This window comes from Achromobacter pulmonis, assembly GCF_002885955.2.
Classification (GTDB): Bacteria; Pseudomonadota; Gammaproteobacteria; order Burkholderiales; family Burkholderiaceae_B; genus Achromobacter; species Achromobacter pulmonis_A.
Genome location: NZ_POQS01000001.1, coordinates 644,149 through 662,663, shown reverse-complemented (window position 1 = coordinate 662,663; position 18,515 = coordinate 644,149). Strand labels below are relative to the sequence as shown.

The window sequence follows — 18,515 nt, the reverse complement described above, 5'->3', positions numbered from 1 at the left end:
AGGCAAGGCCTGCTCCCCCGCGAAAGAGGGGAGCAGGCCCTGCGCGCGGACCGGCAAAAAACGTCCGCGCGCCTGTTACTGCCCCAAGGCGCGGCCGCGCGGCATGGCGCGGCACGCCGGGAGCTTATCAGTTGTCGAAACCGACCTTGTCCACCAGTTCGCTGGCCTGCTTGCGGTGCTTGGCGATCTCGGTCAGCGGCAGCGGGTCCACCTTCAGCTCGCCGAAGCTGGCGACGACGGGGTCCAGCTTCACGCCCTTGCGGACGGGATACTCGTAGTTGGCCTGCGCGTACAGGGCCTGGGCCGGTTCGGAAACCAGGAAGTCCAGCAGCTTGATCGCGTTGGCCTTGTTGGGCGCGTGCGCCGCCACGGCCGCGCCGCTGACGTTCACGTGGGTGCCGCCGCTCCTGGCGTTGGCGAAGGTGGGGCGCACGACCTTGATGGCGTCGCCCCACTTGCGCGCGTCGGTGCCGGGCTGCGCGTTCTTCATGTGGCCCACGTAGTAGGCGTTGGCCAGGCCGATGTCGCAGATGCCGCCCAGGATGTCGCGCGCGACGTCGCGGTCGCCGCCGGCGGCCTTGCGGGCCAGGTTGGCCTTGACGCCGCGCAGCCACTTCTCGGTGGCCTCGGCGCCGTCATGCGCGATCATGGAGGCGACCAGCGCGGTGTTGTAGGGATGCTGGCCCGAGCGGATGCAGACCTTGCCCTTCCACTTCGGGTCGGCCAGGTCTTCGTAGCGGAAGCTCTCCAGCTTCAGGTCCTTTTCCACGTACAGCACGCGGTCGCGCAGCGACAGCGCATACCACTTTCCGTCGGCGCCGCGCAGGTTGGCGGGAATCACCGATTCCAGGGTCTGCGACTTGATCGACTGGGTCACGCCGCCGTCCACGAGGTCCAGCAGGTTGCCGATGTCCACGGTCATGAGCACGTCGGCCGGCGACTTGGCGCCCTCGGCCTTGACGCGCTCGAGCAGGCCGTCCTTGACGAACACGGTGTTGACCTTGATGCCGCTTTCCTTCGTGAAGGCGTCGAGCAGCGGCTGGATCAGCTTGGGCTCGCGGGTGGTGTAGAGGCTGACTTCCTCGGCGGCGTTGGCCGACACGGTGAAGGCGGCTGCGCCGGCCAGCGCCAGGGCGCGCAGCAGCGAATTCAATTGGGGACGCTTGATCATGAGGAGGGGCTCCGGCTAGGGCTGCGGCAGCAAGCCGCGCCGGGCGTCTTGCTGCTGCTCAAAAACGGTCTGCTAACGAAAATGATTATCAAATTGGAAGGCGACGATACCAGGAAGCTTTGCGTCATTCAACTATCTGTCAGTGGACGCGCCGATCCATTGATCCCCATCAAGACGGCATAAGGGTATTACGGAATAATGAGAGCAATTATCATCGAGACCCTGTAGAATAGGGTCAACCCTAATGCCTGCCGCGTCTTTTGTGCGGTAGGGACCTGACCCCGCGGCGCAAGCCGGGCCCAACGCCCGGGGGCCGTCCGCCCCTAACTAGATGCGACATGGCTGCTTTCAATACTGAGCGCGTACTGAGCGTGCACCACTGGAACGACACCCTGTTTTCCTTCACCACGACGCGTGACGCGGCCTTGCGGTTCCACAACGGCCACTTCGTGATGATCGGCCTCGAAGTCGAAGGCAAGCCGCTGCTGCGGGCCTATAGCATCGCCAGCGCCAACTACGAAGAAAACCTCGAATTCCTCAGCATCAAGGTGCAGAACGGCCCGCTCACCTCGCGCCTGCAGCACCTGAAAGAGGGCGACACCATCCTGGTCAGCCGCAAGCCGGTGGGCACGCTGGTGGTCGACGACCTCAAGCCCGGCAAGCACCTGTTCCTGTTCGGCACCGGCACCGGCCTGGCGCCCTTCATGAGCATCATCAAGGACCCGGACGTCTACGAACGCTTCGACAAGGTCATCCTGGTGCACGGCGTGCGCTGGGTCAGCGAACTGGCCTACGCCGACTTCATCGAGCGCGAACTGCCGAACAACGAATTCTTCGGCGACGTGGTGCGCGAAAAGCTGGTCTATTACCCGACCGTCACGCGCGAGCCGTTCCGCAACCAGGGCCGCATTACCGAGCTCATGGAAAGCGGCAAGCTCTGCGAGGACATCGGCATTCCCCAGATCAACCCCGAAACCGACCGCGCCATGATCTGCGGCAGCCCGCATATGCTGGCCGACATCAGCGCCATGCTGGACAAGCGCGGCTTCGTCGTCTCGCCGGGCGTGGGCCAGCCGGGGGACTACGTCGTCGAACGGGCGTTCGTGGACAAATAAGCCGCTGCGCTTGTCCGGAAGAAAACAGAAAACCCATCGCGTATATGGCGATGGGTTTTTTGTTGGGTAATGATGGGTTTCGCGCGCTTGATATTCGAGTTCTTGTGAAATCTCTCTCGCGCTATACCCATCCTACGAGAAACATGGACCCGTTTCCTTATTCCGGCTGTATCCCCGCCTTCTTGATAATCTCCCCCCACTTCTTCGACTCGCCCTGCTGGAACTGCGCCAGTTCCGCCGGCGTCGACGTGGCGGGATCGGTCCCGGTCTGCGTATAGAACTGCTTGGCGGCCGCGCTCTGGGTGGCCTTCACCAGCAATTCATTCAGGCGCTTGACCACGTCCGGCGGCGTGCCGGCCGGCGCGTAGGCCGCGAACCAGTAACCCATCTCGTAACCCGGCACGCCCGCTTCGGCGATGGTGGGCACGTCGGGCGCCAGGGCGGAGCGCGCCGTGCCGGTCACGCCCAGCGCGCGCAGCTTGCCCGACTTCACCTGGGGCAGGCCGGTGGCGGTGTCGGTGATCATCATGTCGATCTGGCCGCCCAGCAGGTCGGTGACCGCCAGCGGATTGCTNCTGGGGCAGGCCGGTGGCGGTGTCGGTGATCATCATGTCGATCTGGCCGCCCAGCAGGTCGGTGACCGCCAGCGGATTGCTCTTGTACGGCACGTGCAGCAGCTGGATGCCGGCCATCTGCTGCAGCAGCTCGCCGGCGATGCGGCTGCTGGAACTGCCGCTGCCGAAGCTCAGCTTGCCGGGCTGCTTCTTGGCCTGCGCCAGGAACTCGCCCACCGTCTTGGCCGGGGAGGCGGGGTTGACCACCATGATCTGGCCGCCCTTGCCCAGCAGGGTCAGCGGCGCGTAGTCCTTGACCGGATCGTAGGTCAGGCTCTTGTACAGGTGCTCGTTGGCGGCATGGGTGGTGTTGGTGGTGATCAGCACCGTATAGCCGTCGGGCGTGGCGCGCGCGCCGGCGGCCGCGCCTATCATGGCGCTGGCGCCCGGCTTGTTCTCGATGACGACGGCCTGGCCGGTCTGTTCGGTGACGCCCTGGCCGATGGCGCGGCCGATCTGGTCGGTGGCGCTGCCGGCCGCGAACGGCACGATGAAGGTGATGGGCTTGGCCGGGAACTGGGCCAGGGCCGGCAACGGCAGGGCGGCGGCCAGCAGCAGGGCCAGGCGGCCCTTGAAAGCAATGCGCATAGGTGTCTCCTGTGGTGTTTCTTATAAGGACTGCAATCAGGCGGCCGCTGGGCGGTCGCCGGGGATGTCGGGCAGCCGGCTGGCCAGCTCGGGGCTGACGTCCACCGCCATGTCCAGCAAACGGAACGACAGGCTTTTGCCGTGCGTGTCGAGATTCAGTGCGTCGTTGACTCCGCCGTCCAGCACGCCTTCGAGCACCAGATTCATGGCGTGCAGCGTGGGCAGCAGGTAGCGGGTCACCCGCTTCGGGCGCCGGTAGCCGAACCAGGCCGCGACCCGGGCCTCGCTGACCTGGGCGGCCAGCACCTCATAGCATTCGGAGTCCCAGGCGATCAGGCTGAGATTGGAGATATCGCCCTTGTCGCCGGAACGGCTGTGCGCCAGGCGGTACAGGGGCACGGAAACCAGCTCGGGGCTCATTGCGCGGCCTCCTCGAGAAAAGACCAGCCGCTGGGCACGGCGGCGCGGGGCAGGGTGCAGGACAGCATGTTCAGCCGCGGGCGCAGCGCGGTGCGCACGCCGCCGCCGCCGGCCGGGCCGCAGGTATAGAGCGCGTTGACCTCGCGCAGCACGCTCTCGGCCAGCTTGCGGTCCAGGTGTTCGGTGGCGATGCGCAGGCGCACGTCGCGCGCATGCCCGTCGGGCAGGGCGCGGCGCATCTCGCCGGCGTCGTCGCCCAGGATGCTGATAGCGCCGATCAGGTCGGCGCGCAGCCGCAGCGCCGGATCGACGCGCTTGCGCACGATGTCCGCGGCCAGCCGCGCACGGGCCTCGGCCTGCACGCCCGCGTACGAAATCTCGGCCTCGGCCAGCCAGCCGCCGCGGTAGCAGACGTTCACCTTCAGTTCGTCGGGTCGCGCATGGCCGGTAATGCCGCGCACCGCTACGCGGTCGCCGCCCAGTTCCTCCACCGTAGCCTGGCTCAGATCGGCCACCACGTCCGGCGTCAGATAGCGCGCCGGGTCGTGGACTTCGTACAGCAGCTGTTCCTTGACCGTGCGCGCATCCACCATGCCGCCGGTGGCGTCGGCCTTGCCGATCGTGAATTCGCCGTCGGCATGGATCTCGGCTATCGGGAAACCGGCGGCGTGCACGTCGGGCACGTCCTTCAGGCCCGGCACGCAGAAATAGCCACCCGTCACCTGCAGGCCGCATTCCAGCATATGGCCCGCCATGGTGGCGCGGCCCAGGCGCGGCCAGTCATCCAGCCGCCAGCCGAAATGGGCCAGCGCCGGTCCCAGCGTCAGCGACGGGTCGGACACGCGGCCGGCCACCACCACCTGCGCGCCCGCGGCCAGCGCCTCGGCGATCTCGGTCGCGCCCAGATAGGCATTGGCGCTGACCACGTCCAGCCCGTCCAGCGCCGCGCCCAGGCGCTGGCGCAGGGCATCGCGCTGCGCGGCGCTGGTGAGCGCGTCGCCATGCACCACCGCGATGCGCGGCGCCGGCAGGCCTTGCTCCCGGGCCAGCGCGGCGATGCGGCGCGCCGCGCCGGCCGGATTGGCCGCGCCGAAATTGCCCACGATGCTGATGCCGTGGCGCAGGCAGTCGCCCAGCACCGGCCCGACCAGTTCGTCCAGCAGCGGCTCGTAGCCGCGTTCCGGGTCGTCGTTGCGGGCCAGCTGCGCCAGCGCCAGCGTGCGCTCGGCCAGAGTCTCGAAGATCAGCACGCCGCCGCCGCGGGTGGCCAGCGTGCGCACCACGGCCGCGGCGCCGTCGCTGCGGTCGCCGGAGAACCCGGACGCGCAGCCGATGAGCAGGGGAGAGCTTGAAGGCATGGAGAAAACCGCCTGGTGAAATCACTGTATGCGGCCACTATAGGCAGCGCCAGCTAATCAGTAAAATAGAAAGATCAGATCAATTCATAAAGAAAAGCCATGAATCTATCTGCCCGCCAGCTGCGCGCCTTCGTGGCCCTGGCCGAAGAAAAGCACTTCACCCGCGCGGCGCAGCGCTGCCATCTGACGCAGCCGGCCTTCAGCGCGCTGATCCGGCAGCTGGAAGACAGCGCCGGCCTGCGCCTGTTCGACCGCGACACCCGCAACGTCGAACTCACCGCCGAAGGGCGCATCCTCGACGCCACCGCGCGGCGGCTGCTGGCCGACATGGAACTGGTGATGGACGACCTGCGCGACCACGCCGCGCGGCGCCGCGGGCGCGTGGCCCTGGCGGCCTTGCCCTCGCTGGCCGCGGGCTGGCTGCCCGGGCTGCTGGCGCGCTTTCGCGAGGCCCATCCCGGCATCGTGCTGGACCTGCGCGACGCGCTGCTCGACCCGTGCCTGGACATGGTGCAGGGCGGCCAGGTGGATTTCGCCGTGGCCTCGCGCCGCCCCGACATGGCCGACCTGGACAGCGAATTCCTGCACGCCGACCGCTATTACCTGGTGTGCCGCGCCGACCATCCGCTGGCGCAGGCCGGCGCCGTCCGGCTGCGCGACATCCTGCGCTATCCTTTGATCCACCTGGCGCGCGGCAGCAGCGTGCGCAAGCATCTGGACCAGGCCTTCGGCGCCGACGCGCCGGCGCCGGTCTTCGAGGTCGAGCACCTGGCCACCGCCACCGGCCTGGTGCGGGCCGGCCTGGGCATTTCGGTGGTGCCCGCCATGACGCTGTTCCATTTCGGCGGCCCGGACCTGCGCATCGTGCCGCTGGCCGGCAAGGCGCTGACCCGGCCGCTCTACCTGGTGCGGCGCAAGGGCCGCACGCTGTCGGTGGCCGCACAGGCGCTGTACGACCTGCTGCGCGAGCACAGGGGAGATATCGATCAGGGACCGGGCATTCCGCCACTTTCGCGAATGTCTATTGCTGTTTAAACTTCGATAGTTGTAGCTTCTATCCGTCACCCAAGGATTCCGCCCATGAGCAAGCAAATCATCCATACGGACACCGCGCCCGCCGCGGTCGGCCCTTACTCGCAAGCGGTTGCCGCAAGCGGCACCAAGACTGTCTACCTCTCGGGCCAGATCGGCCTCGAACCGGGCACCGGCGACCTCGTCTCCGAGAACTTCGACGCCCAGGTGCGCCAGGCCTTCGCCAACATGCAGGAAGTCATCAAGGCGGCCGGCGGCACGCTCGACAACGTCGTCAAGCTCACGCTGTTCCTGACCGACCTGGGCAAGTTCACCGCCGCCAACGCCATCATGGCCGAGATCATTCCGCAGCCGTTCCCGGCGCGCTCCACCATTGGCGTGGCCAGCCTGCCCAAGGGCGCGCAGTTCGAGGTCGAAGCCATCCTGGTCCTGTAGGACCCGCCCGGGACGTTTCGCACCCAGGGGGTCTATTTCTTCATGCCGGCCGCGGCAGCAGCCTCCAAGCGATCCGGCGCCGACACCCAAGGCGCCGGCAAGGCCATGACGGATACGGAGCGCAAGCTCCGTAACCTGGGCCTGGTGCTGCCCGAGGACTTCGTGCTGCACCTGCCGCTGCGCTACGAAGACGAAACCCGCGTCGTCCCCATCTCCACGCTCAGGCCCGGCTTTCCGGCCCAGGTCGAAGGCGAGATCACCAAATCCGAGGTGCTGTACCGCCCTCGGCGCCAGCTCACCGCCACCCTGGCCGACGAGAGCGGCGAACTCCAATTGCGCTGGCTGAACTTCTATCCCAGCCAGCAGAAACAAGTCACCGTGGGCAAGCGCCTGCGCGCGCGCGGCGAAGTCCGCGGCGGCCTGTTCGGCCGCGAGATGATCCACCCGCGCATGACCAGCGCCGACGCGCCGCTGCCCACCGCGCTGACCCCCGTCTATCCCAGCACCGAAGGGCTGCCGCAACTGACGCTGCGCCGCGCCATCGCGCAGGCGCTGGACCGCGCCGACCTGTCGGACACCTTGCCCGAAGCCGCCCGCGCCCGCTACGACCTGCCGCCTTTCGAGCCCGCCATCCGCGCCTTGCACACGCCCGCCCAGGGAGAATCCGAGGCCGCGCTGCTGGACCGCGTGCATCCGGCCTGGCGGCGCATCAAGTTCGACGAACTGCTGGCCCAGCAGCTCTCGCTGGCGGCCGCGCGCGCCGCGCGCCGCGTCAAGGAAGCCGAGGCGCTGCCCGTGCGCAACGAACCCGGCGGCCTGGTCGCGCGCCTGTACGAAGCGCTGCCGTTCAAGCTCACCGGCGCGCAGCAGCGCGTGGTCCAGGAAATCTCGGCCGACCTGGCCAAGCCTTACCCCATGCACCGCCTGCTGCAGGGCGACGTGGGCAGCGGCAAGACCGTGGTGGCGGCCATCGCCGCCGCCCAGGCCATCGCCGGCGGCGCCCAGGTTGCGCTGATGGCGCCCACCGAAATCCTGGCCGAACAGCACTTCCGCAAGCTGGTGTCCTGGCTGCAGCCGCTGGGCGTCAACGTCGCCTGGCTCAGCGGCAGCCTCACCGCCAAGGCGCGCCGCGAAGCCGCGGCCGCCGCCGCCGACGGCAGCGTGCAACTGGTGGTCGGCACCCAGGCCCTGATCCAGGACCATGTCGAATTCCACCGCCTGGGCCTGTCCATCGTCGACGAACAGCACCGCTTCGGCGTCGGCCAGCGCCTGGCGCTCACCCGCAAGGGCGAAACCGTGCGCGGGCGCATCGTGCCGCATCAGCTCAACATGAGCGCCACGCCCATACCCCGCACGCTGGCCATGACCTTTTTCGCCGACCTGGACGTGTCCGTCATCGACGAACTGCCGCCGGGGCGCACGCCGGTCCTGACCAAGCTGGTCTCGGACGCGCGCCGCGAAGAAGTCATCGCCCATATCGCCCAGGCCGCGCGCGGCGGCCAGCAGGCCTACTGGGTCTGCCCGCTGGTCGAGGAAAGCGAGGCGCTGGAGCTGCAAACCGCCGTCGACACCTACGAAGGCATGCGCGCCGACCTGCCGGACCTGCGCATCGGGCTGGTGCACGGCCGCCTGCCGCAAGCCGAAAAAGCCGCCGTCATGCAGGCGTTCCGCGACGGCGACATCGACCTGCTGGTGGCCACCACCGTCATCGAAGTCGGCGTCGACGTGCCCAACGCCTCCCTCATGGTCATCGAGCACGCCGAGCGCTTCGGCCTGGCCCAGCTGCACCAGCTGCGCGGCCGGGTAGGGCGCGGCACCGCCGAATCGGTCTGCGTGCTGCTCTACCAGACCCCGCTGTCGCAGGTCGCGCGCGAACGCCTGCGCGCCATGTTCGAAACCTCCGACGGCTTCGAAATCGCGCGGCGCGACCTGGAACAGCGCGGCCCGGGCGAATTCCTGGGCACGCGCCAGTCCGGCATGGCGCTGTTGCGCTTCGCCGACCTGGAAACCGACGCCGCCATCGCCGAGGATGCGCGCGACGCCGCCGTATGGCTGCGCGCCGAATACCCCGAGGCCGTCGAGGCCCATCTGGCGCGCTGGATGCGCGGGCGCGAGGATTTCCTGCGCACATGAACCATTACCTACCGACCGCCGGCGCTGCCGCCGGCGCACAACCCGCGGGGGCGTAGTCCACCATGACTCTCACCGAACTCAAATACATCGTCGCCGTCGCGCGCGAGCGCCACTTCGGCCGCGCGGCCGAGGCCTGTTTCGTCAGCCAGCCCACGCTCTCGGTCGCGATCCGCAAGCTCGAAGACGAACTGGGTGTCACGCTCTTCGAACGCGGCGGCGCCGAAGTCGGCGTCACGCCCATCGGCCAGCGCATCGTCGCCCAGGCGCAGAAAGTGCTGGAAGAGAGCGCCAGCATCAAGGAAATCGCACGCCAGGGCCACGACCCGCTGGCCGGCCCGCTACGGGTCGGCGTCATCCACACCATCGGCCCGTACCTGCTGCCCAGGCTGGTGCCGGTGCAGATCGCGCGCACCCCGCAGATGCCGCTGCTGCTGCAGGAGAACTTCACCGTGCGGCTGGTCGAACTGCTGCGCCAGGGTGAAATCGACTGTGCCATCATGGCCTTGCCGCTACCCGAAGCCGGCCTCGTCATGCAGCCCCTGTACGACGAACCCTTTGTCGTGGCCGTGCCCAATGACCACGAACTGGCGCGGCGCAAGGCCATCGACGCGCAGGACCTCAAGCAGCAGACCATGCTGCTGCTGGGCAGCGGCCACTGCTTCCGCGACCAGGTGCTGGAAGTCTGCCCCGAACTCTCGCGCTTCTCCGCCGCCAGCGACGGAATCCAGCGCACCTTCGAAGGCTCCTCCCTCGAAACCATCCGCCACATGGTGGCCGCCGGCATCGGCGTCACCGTCCTGCCCGTGACCGCCGTGCCCGAGCAGCCGCCGGCCAACAGCCTCTTGCGCTACCTGCCGTTCGAAGGCCAGGTGCCCGAGCGCCGCATCGTGCTGGCCTGGCGCCGCAGCTTCCCCAGGCTGGCCGCCATCGAGGCGCTGGCGCAGGCTGTCTACGCCTGCGAACTGCCCGGCGTCCGGATGCTGACCGACGAAGTCGCGGCGATGCAGGACTGATCGCTTGCGCATCGTCAACACCTGCCGCGCCTGACGGCGCCGGCGCTCAACTTTGCCGCAAATCATCATCCCCGCAGTGGTATTCTTGTTTTGCAATTTCACCAACAGGAGTTAGCAATGGCCAAGTCCCCCAAGAAGACCTCCAGCGTTCCGCGCATCAACATCGGTATCTCGGACAAGGACCGCGCCGCCGTCGCAGGCGAACTGTCCAAACTGCTGGCCGACTCGTACACGCTGTACCTGATGACGCACAACTTCCACTGGAACGTCACGGGACCCATGTTCAACACGCTGCACCTGATGTTCATGACCCAGTACACCGAAGAGTGGAACGCGCTCGACAGCATCGCCGAACGCATCCGCGCACTGGGCCACTACGCGCCCGGCACCTACCGCGAATTCAGCAAGCTCTCGTCCATCTCCGAGCCGGACGCCGTGCCCGAGGCCCTGGAAATGGTGCGCCTGCTGGTCACCGCCAACGAATCCGTCGCCAAGACCGCGCGCGCCGCCTTCGAGAAGGCCGACGCCGCCAACGACCAGCCCACGGCCGACCTGCTGACCCAGCGCCTGGACGTGCATGAAAAGAACGCATGGATGCTGCGCAGCCTGCTTCAATAAAATTTGGTGCGATTCGCTTACAATGGCCGGCCGTCCTTACCGACGGCCGGATCTTTGTGAACCCCGACAATGGCCGCCGAGAGGCGGCCATGTCTATGCGACGTGCCAAAGAAAACGCCCCAGACGCCACCTTCTGCCACCTTCCCATCCGCCGCGCACTGGCTGCGCTGGCTCTGCGCGCCGGTGTGGGTGCTGGCGCTGGCGACCGAAGCCAAATCCTTCAAAGACAATCCCATCCTCGGCAGCCGCAGGCTGAACCGCGCCGGCCTGCACATCGCCCGCGTGCGGCTGGCGCAGCGGCTGGCCGACAGTCGCCGTAAACGCCTGGCCCACCTCCTGGACGAACAGGACCGCAGCGACTTCGACCGCGACGGCTTCATCCTCAAGCCCGATTTCCTGCCCGCGGCCACCCTGGCCGCCGTCGAACGGGAACTGGCCAGCGCCGCCGGCCAGGTGCGCGAAATGGAGCAGGGCGACGCCATCACCCGCCGCATGTCGCTGGACGCCGGCGCGCTCAAACACATGCCGGCCACGCGCCAGCTGCTGCAAGGCGAACAATGGCTGGGGCTGCTCAGCTACGCCGGGTCGTTCCGCTGCCATCCCATGAACTACCTGCAGACCATCCTGGCGCACGCGCGCCCGGCGCCTGCGGACCCGCAGCTGCAGCTGCATTCCGACACCTTCCATCCCACCGTGAAAGCCTGGCTGTTCCTGAACGACGTGGGCGCGGAAGAGGGGCCTTTCGTCTACGTGCCCGGCTCGCACCGCATCAACCGCCGCAGGCTCGCCTGGCTGCGCCGCCAGTCCATCGACGCCTGCACGCTCGACCGCATGAGCGCACGCGGCTCGCTGCGCGTCTCGCGCACCGCGCTGCGCCGCATGGGCTACCCCGAGCCGCGGGTCTTCGCCGTCAAGAAAAACACCCTGGTGGTCGCCGACACCTCCGGCTTCCACGCCCGCGGCGCAAGCCGCCAACCGTCCACCCGCATCGAAATCTGGGGCTACGGCCGCCGCAACCCCTTCCTGCCCTGGACCGGCTGGGACCTTCAGGGCCTGCCCGGCCTGAAGGGCAGGACCGTGCCGCTCTACTGGCGCGCCCGCGACCTGGGCGAAGCCCTGGGCCTGCGCCGCAACCCGTGGCGCCGCGTCGCGCCTACCGATACTGGCCATGAATAGCGTCCACCCCCGTGCCGAAACCCGCGAACCCGGTTTCCCCCGCTGCGTCCTGATCACCGGCGCCACCGGCGGCATAGGCGGCGCCCTGGCGCTCGAGTACGCCTCCGCCGGCGCCAAGACCCTGATCCTGCAGGGGCGCAACGCCGACCGCCTGCAGGAACTGCGCGCCGCCTGCCAGGCGCTGGGCGCGCGCGTCCTGACCCACGAACTCGACGTGCGCGACCATGACGCGCTGATGGCCTGGCTGGCCGACGTGTGCGAAGCCGAAATGCCCGAACTCGTCATCGCCAACGCCGGCGTCAACATCAACACCGGCCCGCAGCAGCAAGGCGAACAGTGGCGCGACGTGCACCGCCTGCTCGACGTCAACGTCAAAGCCGTATTCGCCACCGTGCACGGCGCGCTGCCCGCCATGCGCAGGCGCGGCCACGGTCAGATCGCCCTCATCAGCTCGCTGGCGGCCTGGCGCGGCCTGCCCGAAACCCCCAGCTACAGCGCCAGCAAAGCCGCCGTCAAAGCCTACGGCGAAGCCATGCGCGACGCCCTGGACGCCGAGGGCATCCGCTTCAACGTCGTCATGCCCGGGTACGTCGAATCCCAGATGTGCTTCGACATGCCGGGCCCCAAGCCTTTCCTCTGGAAAGCCGACAAAGCCGCCCGCGTCATCCGCCGCGGCCTGCAGGCCAACCGCGCCCGCATCAGCTTTCCCTTCCCGCTGAACCTGGGATGCTTCCTGCTCTCCGTCATCCACCCCGCGGTATCCGGCTGGATACTGAAAAGGTTGGGCTACGGTGATTGAAGCCTTCTGGATCCCGCTGCTGCCGCCTTACCTGATAGGACTGGCGCTCACCTGGGCCATCGAAACTCTGCTCGTGCCGCGCCCCGTCGCCCCGTGGCGCCGGCCCGCGGCCGCGCTGGGCGCGCACCTCGGCGTCTGGACCCTGGCCTTCGCGCTCGAACTCGCCCTGTTCCGGCGCCCGTACTTCGCCGTCGCCAACGTCCTGGCCATCCAGCTCCTCATCGTCCTGGTCAACAACGCCAAATACCACGCGCTGCGCGAACCCTTCGTCTACCCCGACTTCGAATACTTCACCGACGCCATCAAGCATCCCCGCCTGTATTTGCCGTTCTTCGGCCTGGCGCGGGCGTTGGCCGCCGGAGGAGGGTACGGCGCCGCCCTGTGGGCCGGATTGGCGCTGGAAGACTCCGTCACCGCGGGCGCCGGCCTGTGGCTGGTATCGTTCGCCGAACTGCCCCAGGAACACCTGTTCGATCCCACCGCGCCGCTCATCCCGTTCTTCGCCCACACCGCCGCGTTGGCCATCGCCGGCCTGGCCCTGGCCATGCTTGCCGGCAGGCGTAACCCCGTCAGCTTCGACGCCTGCAACGACCTGCGCCGCCTGGGCCTGATCGCGGCCCTCTGGGCCTACGGCCGCGCCGAACGCCAGCCCACCGCAGACCTGCGCAGCCGCGCCCCGTTCGCCAACGCCAAACCCCCGGACGTCCTGCCGGACCCGCTGCCCGACCTCGTCGTCATCCAGAGCGAGTCCTTCTTCGACGCCCGCCGCGCCTATCCCCAGATCCTGCGCGAAGACATCCTGGCCAACTTCGACCAGCTCAAATCCGAAGCCATCGCCCACGGCCAATTGAAAGTCCCGGCCTGGGGCGCCAACACCGTACGCACCGAATTCGCCTTCCTGTCGGGCATGGGGCCGGACGAACTGGGCATCCACCAATACAACCCCTACCGCAGACTGGCCGGCCAGGGCTTTCCCACGATCGCGTCATACCTCAAATCGCTGGGCTACCGCACCGTCTGCGTCCATCCGTACCACCGCAGTTTCTACCGGAGGGACAAAGTCCTGCCGCTGCTGGGATTCGACGAATTCATCGGCATCGAAGCCTTCCAGCACGCCAGACGGGACGGCCCCTACGTGGGGGACAGGGCGCTGGGCGATTACATCGCTCACATGCTGCAACAGGAATCAGACCAACCCTTGTATCTGCACGTGATCACCATGGAGAACCATGGTCCGCTGCATTGGGAGAGCGTGGATGAGGCGGATGTGGCGGACGTGTTCAAGGGACGGATGCCGGACGGCTGCCGGGACCTGGTGGCCTATGCACGGCATCTGCGCAATGCGGATGCGATGTTTGGGAGGGTGAGGGAGGTGCTGATGGGACGGAACAGGCCGGCTTCGTTATGCATCTTTGGGGATCATGTGCCGATCATGCCGGGGGTGTATCGGAAATGCGGGGCATCAGATGGAGCGACACCATATCTGCTGTGGAGTTCAGGCCGCAATGATGACATTGGACGACCACAACCGGACTACGGCATAACCGAGCTTGCGTGGGCTAATCTGAAATCGGTCACGACGCTGCACGGCGAGGACGCATAAATCGGCCACCTAGTACAAGGAAATTACATATGATGAAATATTTAGTCTCATATAGACGCAATATGCATAATAAGCGGCTCGCCATGTAACGGATCCTATGTGCAATCTGGGTACAATTCGTGCGCCAAGCCTGCAGATTTCCATAGTAAAAAAACCGCAACATATTAGTAGCAAGTAGTCGTATTTAGTAGCGCTCCAACAAATAATGATGAATTTCGAAAAATTGAAGTCAAAACAGCTTGCGCTTTGGCTCGTCGGTATTCCGATGATTTTGGCGGTGTTGTACTACAGTTTCTTCGCCCTTGATCGTTACGTTAGTACGGCTCAGGTGGCAGTTCGCCAAGTGGGAAACAACGAAACTCCCCAAATGCCCGGATTGGCTGTGATGCTTAGCGGACTGAACCCCACGTCCAGGGAAGAAACGCTCTATCTGCGAGTATTCCTGACATCGCAGGACATGCTTAATGTTCTTCAAGAGAAGATCAACTGGGCTAAACACTACGAGGGAAGATGGCGAGATCCGCTATATCTGCTTCCGAGCGATGCTCCTCAAGAAGAGCTGCTTGAATACTATCAGCGTGTAGTGACGACACATTTCGATGACCAAACCGGTCTTCTCAACGTCACCGTTCAGGCATTTGATCCTGAGTTCGCAGAGGAAACGCTCAGAGTAATGCTGCGTGAAAGCGAACGCTTTGTGAACGAGCTGTCTCATCGAATGGCTCGAGAACAAATGGCATTTGCCCAGAGCGAACTGGCGAAGGCCCGGGCTGTGTACGAAGAACGCCGTGAAGACATGCTCGCATTTCAGAGCAAGAATAACTTGCTTGACGCGGAGGCCAGTGCGAAAGCGCGCGCTGAGATAATTGCCGAACTTGAAGCCAATCTGACAAAAGAACGAACCGCTTTGAAGGGCTTGACGGGAACTTTGAATGCGGATACGCCACAGGTTCGGCAACAGAGAAATCGAATTCGCGCGCTTGAGCAGCAACTGAATGCAGAAATCCAACGGCTGGTATCTGAAAAAGGCGGCGATAAGCTCAACGTTGTAGCGTCTCGCTACCGGAATCTAACCATAGATGCCGCGATTGCTGAAGAGGCTTACAAATTCGCAGTGAGTTCGGTTGAGTCATCGCGTATCGAAGCGAGCAAAAAGTTGCGCAGTCTAGTTACCGTCGTTTCTCCGAATATGCCGGATAAAGCTACCTATCCGGAACGAATTTATAACCTGATCACTTTGTTTATTGCAACGCTACTCTTTTATGGGATCGCCAGATTCGTAATTGCGACCATCGAAGATCATAAAGATTAATTATTCAACCAGAATATGACTGTTAAATCAATTCGCTTCACTTTGCGAGCGTCAACCATATGTTTACCACTGGTATTGGCCGGTTGCGGCAGCCTATTGTCGTCGGCTGGACCTTCGCGATTTGCCGTGATGAACAGTGACGCCACGCAAGACTATATTCTGGTGGATTTGACCGCTCAGACAATTGCTCCCTACATGAGGCCACCAGAACCGGAGTTAAGCAGTTCGGTGGCGTTGCCCGATGTTCCGGAAATACGTCTGGTGCCAGGCGATGTTTTGCGCATTATGATCGCCGATACGGCCACAGATGGAGCGATATTTGCTCCATTGTCGGTTGGCGGAACTGTCTTTGACAATCAGCGTATCGATAGCAAAGGCACTATCTCTCTTCCGTATGTCGGGCGAGCAAAAGTATCAAACATGACCCCTGGAGAGGTTGAAGCATCGATACGGAAAAGATTGAAAGGAATCACTAGCGATGCGCAGGTACAGGTCACGCTGACTGGGGATTTGTCCGGTTCCGTTTTGGTAGTTGGCGCGGTCAAGACTCCCGGCAGATTTTCCGCACTGCAAGGACCCCTTACTCTGCTGGATGCGATCAATCGTGCGGGAGGGCCGGTTCTAGGGAAGGTCTGAAGAACTCGATTTCAAACATCCAAAAATCGACCTCATGACCAAAGTATTCAAAAATGGTTAAAAACTGCTCAAATCATCGCCACTTTCGGGTTGTTTGCACCCCGATCAGGCCCGTTTTCGGGCCTGTTGGCGCTTTTTGGGCGCACTTACCCTGCCACCGCCGTCAACGGGCGGCGTGCCATCCAGATATTGGACAGCGTAAACAACATTTTCAAATGCGCAGTGTTCTTGGCCAGTCCACGGAATCTGACTTTACGAAACCCGAATTGGCATTTGATGACACGAAACGGATGCTCAACCTTGGCTCGAAGACTGGATTTGGCCCGCTCAATGTTTTGCGTCAAACGATCAATTGCGCTGTTACCCAAGGCGCGCCGTTTGCCGGGGCGCATGGCAATGTGCCAGGTTACGTCACGCCCTTGGTGCTCGGGTCGTTTGTCTACGCCTTGATAACCGGCATCGCCAAAAGCCAACGTTTCTTCACCATGCAGCAACGCAGCCGCCTGAGTAACATCATGCTCATTGGCAGCGGTGCCCACCACCGTGTGGACCAGCCCGCTGTGAAGATCAACCCCAATGTGGGCCTTCATCCCAAAGTGCCACTGGTTTCCCTTTTTGGTCTGATGCATCTCGGGGTCCCGCGTGCCGCTGGCGTTCTTGGTCGAGCTGGGTGCATCGATAATTGTGGCGTCCACAATGGTGCCTTTGCGCACCTGAATGCCTTGATCCTGCAACAGCAGGTTGACCGCCTCAAGCGCTTGGTCGGCAATGTTGTGCTGCTCGAGCAGATGACGGAAGTTCAAAATGGTGGTCTCGTCCGGCACACGACCTCCAGGCAGTTTGGCAAACTGGCGCATCGAAAAGCTGTCGTACAGCGTCTCTTCCATGGCCGGGTCCGACAGCGAAAACCACAGTTGCATGAAGTAGATGCGCAGCATCGTTTCCAGCGGATACGGTGGACGACCGATGCCCGGTTTGGGGTAATGCGGATCGACCAGATCGGCAAAGAGCTTCCACGGCACCGCACGCTCCATCTTGGCCAGAAACTTCTCACGGCGCGTTTTCTTGCGTTTGCCAACGTACTCGGCTTCGGAAAAACTCAACTGGCTCATCGGGTTCACTCGGATCGGACTGTTTTCAATAACTTATATTCTGACAGGTTCGTTGGACTTGTTCAGAGGTTCCCTAGAGCCACATCTTATTAGGGTGGTCGTTCGCACTGGCAACAAGTCATTCCAATTCAACTATGAAGATTTGCTGTCGGGACGAAACCAAGTTTTGCCTCCTGGTGCGGAGGTAGTGCTTGAACGGGCCAGGAAACGATTTGTCGCCATGGGGGCAGTGGGTGCTCCCGGTTTGCACGACTTGCCGTCAAACAACCCTAGCTTGCTAGAGGTTCTAGGGACTGTCAAGGGACTGAACGAAGTCAAAGCGGACGCGGCTGGCGTATTTGTCTTTCGGCTCGTTGACGAAAAAGACGCCATTACAGGCGAGCTGAAATCCGCAGCCAAAGTGTTTCGGCTTGATTTGAAGCAGCCCGCCGCCATGTTTCTCGCGCGACAGTTTCTGGTTCATCCGGAGGACGCCGTTTATGTGACAAATGCTGCGGTATACGAGTGGCAGAAAATCATATCGCCCATTGTTCAGGTTCTGGTGCTGGGTCGAACGATAGAGAATTTCTAATCAAGAATTATGCAAGCCAAGCGGTCGCCCATCGGTATCATTCGAGCAGTATTGTTTGCTCTCGTACTTCGTGAAGTGCGGGGGCGATTTGGCATTAATCGCCTTGGCGCATTCTGGTTTGTTTTTGAACCGCTTGCCCACATTATCGTTCTTCTCGCCATGTTCTCCCTGATTCGAGGCGTGGGGAGGATTGGCGCAGGGCCTGATATATTGGTTTTTCTGGTAACGGGGATTATCCCTTTTTTAATGTTCAAAAACATAACATTGAAGGGAATGGAGGCAATTAATGCAAACAAGGCCCTATTCGCGTATCGTCAAATAAAGCCAATAGACACGATTCTAGCGAGGACCATAACTGAGACCGCTCTGATGATCTGTGTTTATGTCGTGATCATGGCTGCCTTAGGCTTTTGGGGGGAGCGGGATGTATCAATTTCTCGTCCGATTATGTTCATGGCGATGGTGTTGTTGGGAATCTCGCTATCATTCGGTCTGGCTCTAATATTTTGTGTAATTGGGGAAGCGATGCCGGAATTAAAAAACTTCATAAAGATCGCTTATATGCCCTTGTATTTTCTATCAGGAGTCGTCATGCCGTTGTGGGCGGTTCCCCCCACGATGCGGGAATACCTTTGGTGGAACCCATACGTACACATAATTGACGGCATACGAGAGGCCACGTTTGAATATTATCCTCATGTAAAAGGGGTTGATTTTCTTTACGCCGCAGATGTTGCATTGATTGTGATGTTCCTTGGAATAATGCTGTACCGTGCCCGCCGCCAGCAGCTGATCGCCATTTAGATATT

The 18,515-nt window shown here is 63.5% G+C and carries 17 protein-coding genes and 1 pseudogene; 13 read left to right on the top strand and 5 right to left on the bottom strand.

Translation table 11 applies throughout. The features are described from left to right. Positions 1-127: 127 nt before the first annotated feature. Entirely contained in the window at positions 128-1,171 is a 1,044-nt protein-coding gene (locus C1I89_RS03005) for a Fe(3+) ABC transporter substrate-binding protein (RefSeq protein ID WP_102771305.1), read from the bottom strand. Positions 1,172-1,509: 338 nt separating this feature from the next. Here C1I89_RS03005 and C1I89_RS03000 point away from each other — a divergent pair, with 338 nt between their 5' ends. Beyond that, positions 1,510-2,286: a ferredoxin--NADP reductase gene (locus tag C1I89_RS03000; protein WP_102771304.1), complete on the top strand. Its 777-nt coding sequence runs from the start codon at positions 1,510-1,512 to the stop codon at positions 2,284-2,286. A gap of 157 nt (positions 2,287-2,443) precedes the next feature. On the opposite strand, the pseudogene C1I89_RS02995 reads toward C1I89_RS03000, so the two are convergent. The 3 genes and pseudogenes from C1I89_RS02995 to C1I89_RS02985 form a co-directional block, all read right to left on the bottom strand. After that, a pseudogene (locus C1I89_RS02995) lies at positions 2,444-3,488 on the bottom strand (Bug family tripartite tricarboxylate transporter substrate binding protein). Positions 3,489-3,524: 36 nt separating this feature from the next. Next, positions 3,525-3,908 carry an AtuA-related protein gene (locus C1I89_RS02990; protein ID WP_102771303.1) on the bottom strand — a complete coding sequence of 128 codons (384 nt, stop codon included), beginning with the start codon at positions 3,906-3,908 and terminating at the stop codon, positions 3,525-3,527. Further along, positions 3,905-5,266: an acyclic terpene utilization AtuA family protein gene (locus C1I89_RS02985; RefSeq protein WP_102771302.1), complete on the bottom strand. Its 1,362-nt coding sequence runs from the start codon at positions 5,264-5,266 to the stop codon at positions 3,905-3,907. The genes C1I89_RS02990 and C1I89_RS02985 overlap by 4 nt, the downstream gene beginning before the upstream one ends. Before the next feature lie 99 nt (positions 5,267-5,365). Between C1I89_RS02985 and C1I89_RS02980 the strand changes: the two genes are divergently transcribed. The 10 genes from C1I89_RS02980 to C1I89_RS02935 all read left to right on the top strand — a co-directional run bounded on the left by C1I89_RS02980 (position 5,366) and on the right by C1I89_RS02935 (position 16,023). Further along, positions 5,366-6,301 carry a LysR family transcriptional regulator gene (locus C1I89_RS02980; RefSeq protein WP_102771301.1) on the top strand — a complete coding sequence of 312 codons (936 nt, stop codon included), beginning with the start codon at positions 5,366-5,368 and terminating at the stop codon, positions 6,299-6,301. Between the two features lie 45 nt (positions 6,302-6,346). Continuing rightward, positions 6,347-6,733 (top strand): Rid family detoxifying hydrolase, encoded by a 387-nt coding sequence (locus C1I89_RS02975; protein WP_102771300.1) that lies wholly within the window; start codon positions 6,347-6,349, stop codon positions 6,731-6,733. A gap of 42 nt (positions 6,734-6,775) precedes the next feature. Continuing rightward, positions 6,776-8,866, top strand: coding sequence for an ATP-dependent DNA helicase RecG (gene recG / locus C1I89_RS02970; RefSeq protein WP_102771299.1), 2,091 nt, complete (start codon positions 6,776-6,778; stop codon positions 8,864-8,866). Between the two features lie 62 nt (positions 8,867-8,928). Continuing rightward, positions 8,929-9,879, top strand: coding sequence for a LysR substrate-binding domain-containing protein (locus tag C1I89_RS02965; RefSeq protein WP_102771298.1), 951 nt, complete (start codon positions 8,929-8,931; stop codon positions 9,877-9,879). Positions 9,880-9,996: 117 nt separating this feature from the next. Beyond that, positions 9,997-10,497 (top strand): Dps family protein, encoded by a 501-nt coding sequence (locus C1I89_RS02960; protein ID WP_102771297.1) that lies wholly within the window; start codon positions 9,997-9,999, stop codon positions 10,495-10,497. Positions 10,498-10,599: 102 nt separating this feature from the next. Continuing rightward, positions 10,600-11,673, top strand: coding sequence for a phytanoyl-CoA dioxygenase family protein (locus tag C1I89_RS02955; RefSeq protein WP_258231323.1), 1,074 nt, complete (start codon positions 10,600-10,602; stop codon positions 11,671-11,673). Then, the gene (locus C1I89_RS02950) at positions 11,666-12,472 is read left to right on the top strand and encodes an SDR family NAD(P)-dependent oxidoreductase (protein WP_102771296.1); all 807 of its coding nucleotides are present in this window, start codon (positions 11,666-11,668) and stop codon (positions 12,470-12,472) included. The genes C1I89_RS02955 and C1I89_RS02950 overlap by 8 nt, the downstream gene beginning before the upstream one ends. Then, positions 12,465-14,075, top strand: coding sequence for an LTA synthase family protein (locus tag C1I89_RS02945; protein ID WP_102771295.1), 1,611 nt, complete (start codon positions 12,465-12,467; stop codon positions 14,073-14,075). Before C1I89_RS02950 ends, C1I89_RS02945 begins: the two co-directional genes overlap by 8 nt. 205 nt (positions 14,076-14,280) lie before the next feature. Then, positions 14,281-15,387, top strand: a complete 1,107-nt coding sequence (locus C1I89_RS02940) for an ABC transporter permease (protein ID WP_102771294.1) — start codon at positions 14,281-14,283, stop codon at positions 15,385-15,387. 129 nt (positions 15,388-15,516) lie between these two features. Further along, on the top strand, positions 15,517-16,023 hold the full coding sequence (locus C1I89_RS02935) for a polysaccharide biosynthesis/export family protein (RefSeq protein WP_258231322.1): 507 nt from the start codon (positions 15,517-15,519) through the stop codon (positions 16,021-16,023). Between the two features lie 146 nt (positions 16,024-16,169). Here C1I89_RS02935 and C1I89_RS02930 read toward each other — a convergent pair whose 3' ends face one another. After that, complete coding sequence (locus C1I89_RS02930; protein ID WP_102770808.1) at positions 16,170-17,135, bottom strand: IS5 family transposase; 966 nt, start codon at positions 17,133-17,135, stop codon at positions 16,170-16,172. Between the two features lie 187 nt (positions 17,136-17,322). On the opposite strand from C1I89_RS02930, the gene C1I89_RS02925 reads away from it, so the two are divergent. Then, positions 17,323-17,706, top strand: coding sequence for a hypothetical protein (locus tag C1I89_RS02925; RefSeq protein ID WP_258231321.1), 384 nt, complete (start codon positions 17,323-17,325; stop codon positions 17,704-17,706). Positions 17,707-17,715: 9 nt separating this feature from the next. Next, complete coding sequence (locus tag C1I89_RS02920) at positions 17,716-18,510, top strand: ABC transporter permease (protein ID WP_102771292.1); 795 nt, start codon at positions 17,716-17,718, stop codon at positions 18,508-18,510. The last annotated feature ends 5 nt before the right edge of the window (positions 18,511-18,515 follow it).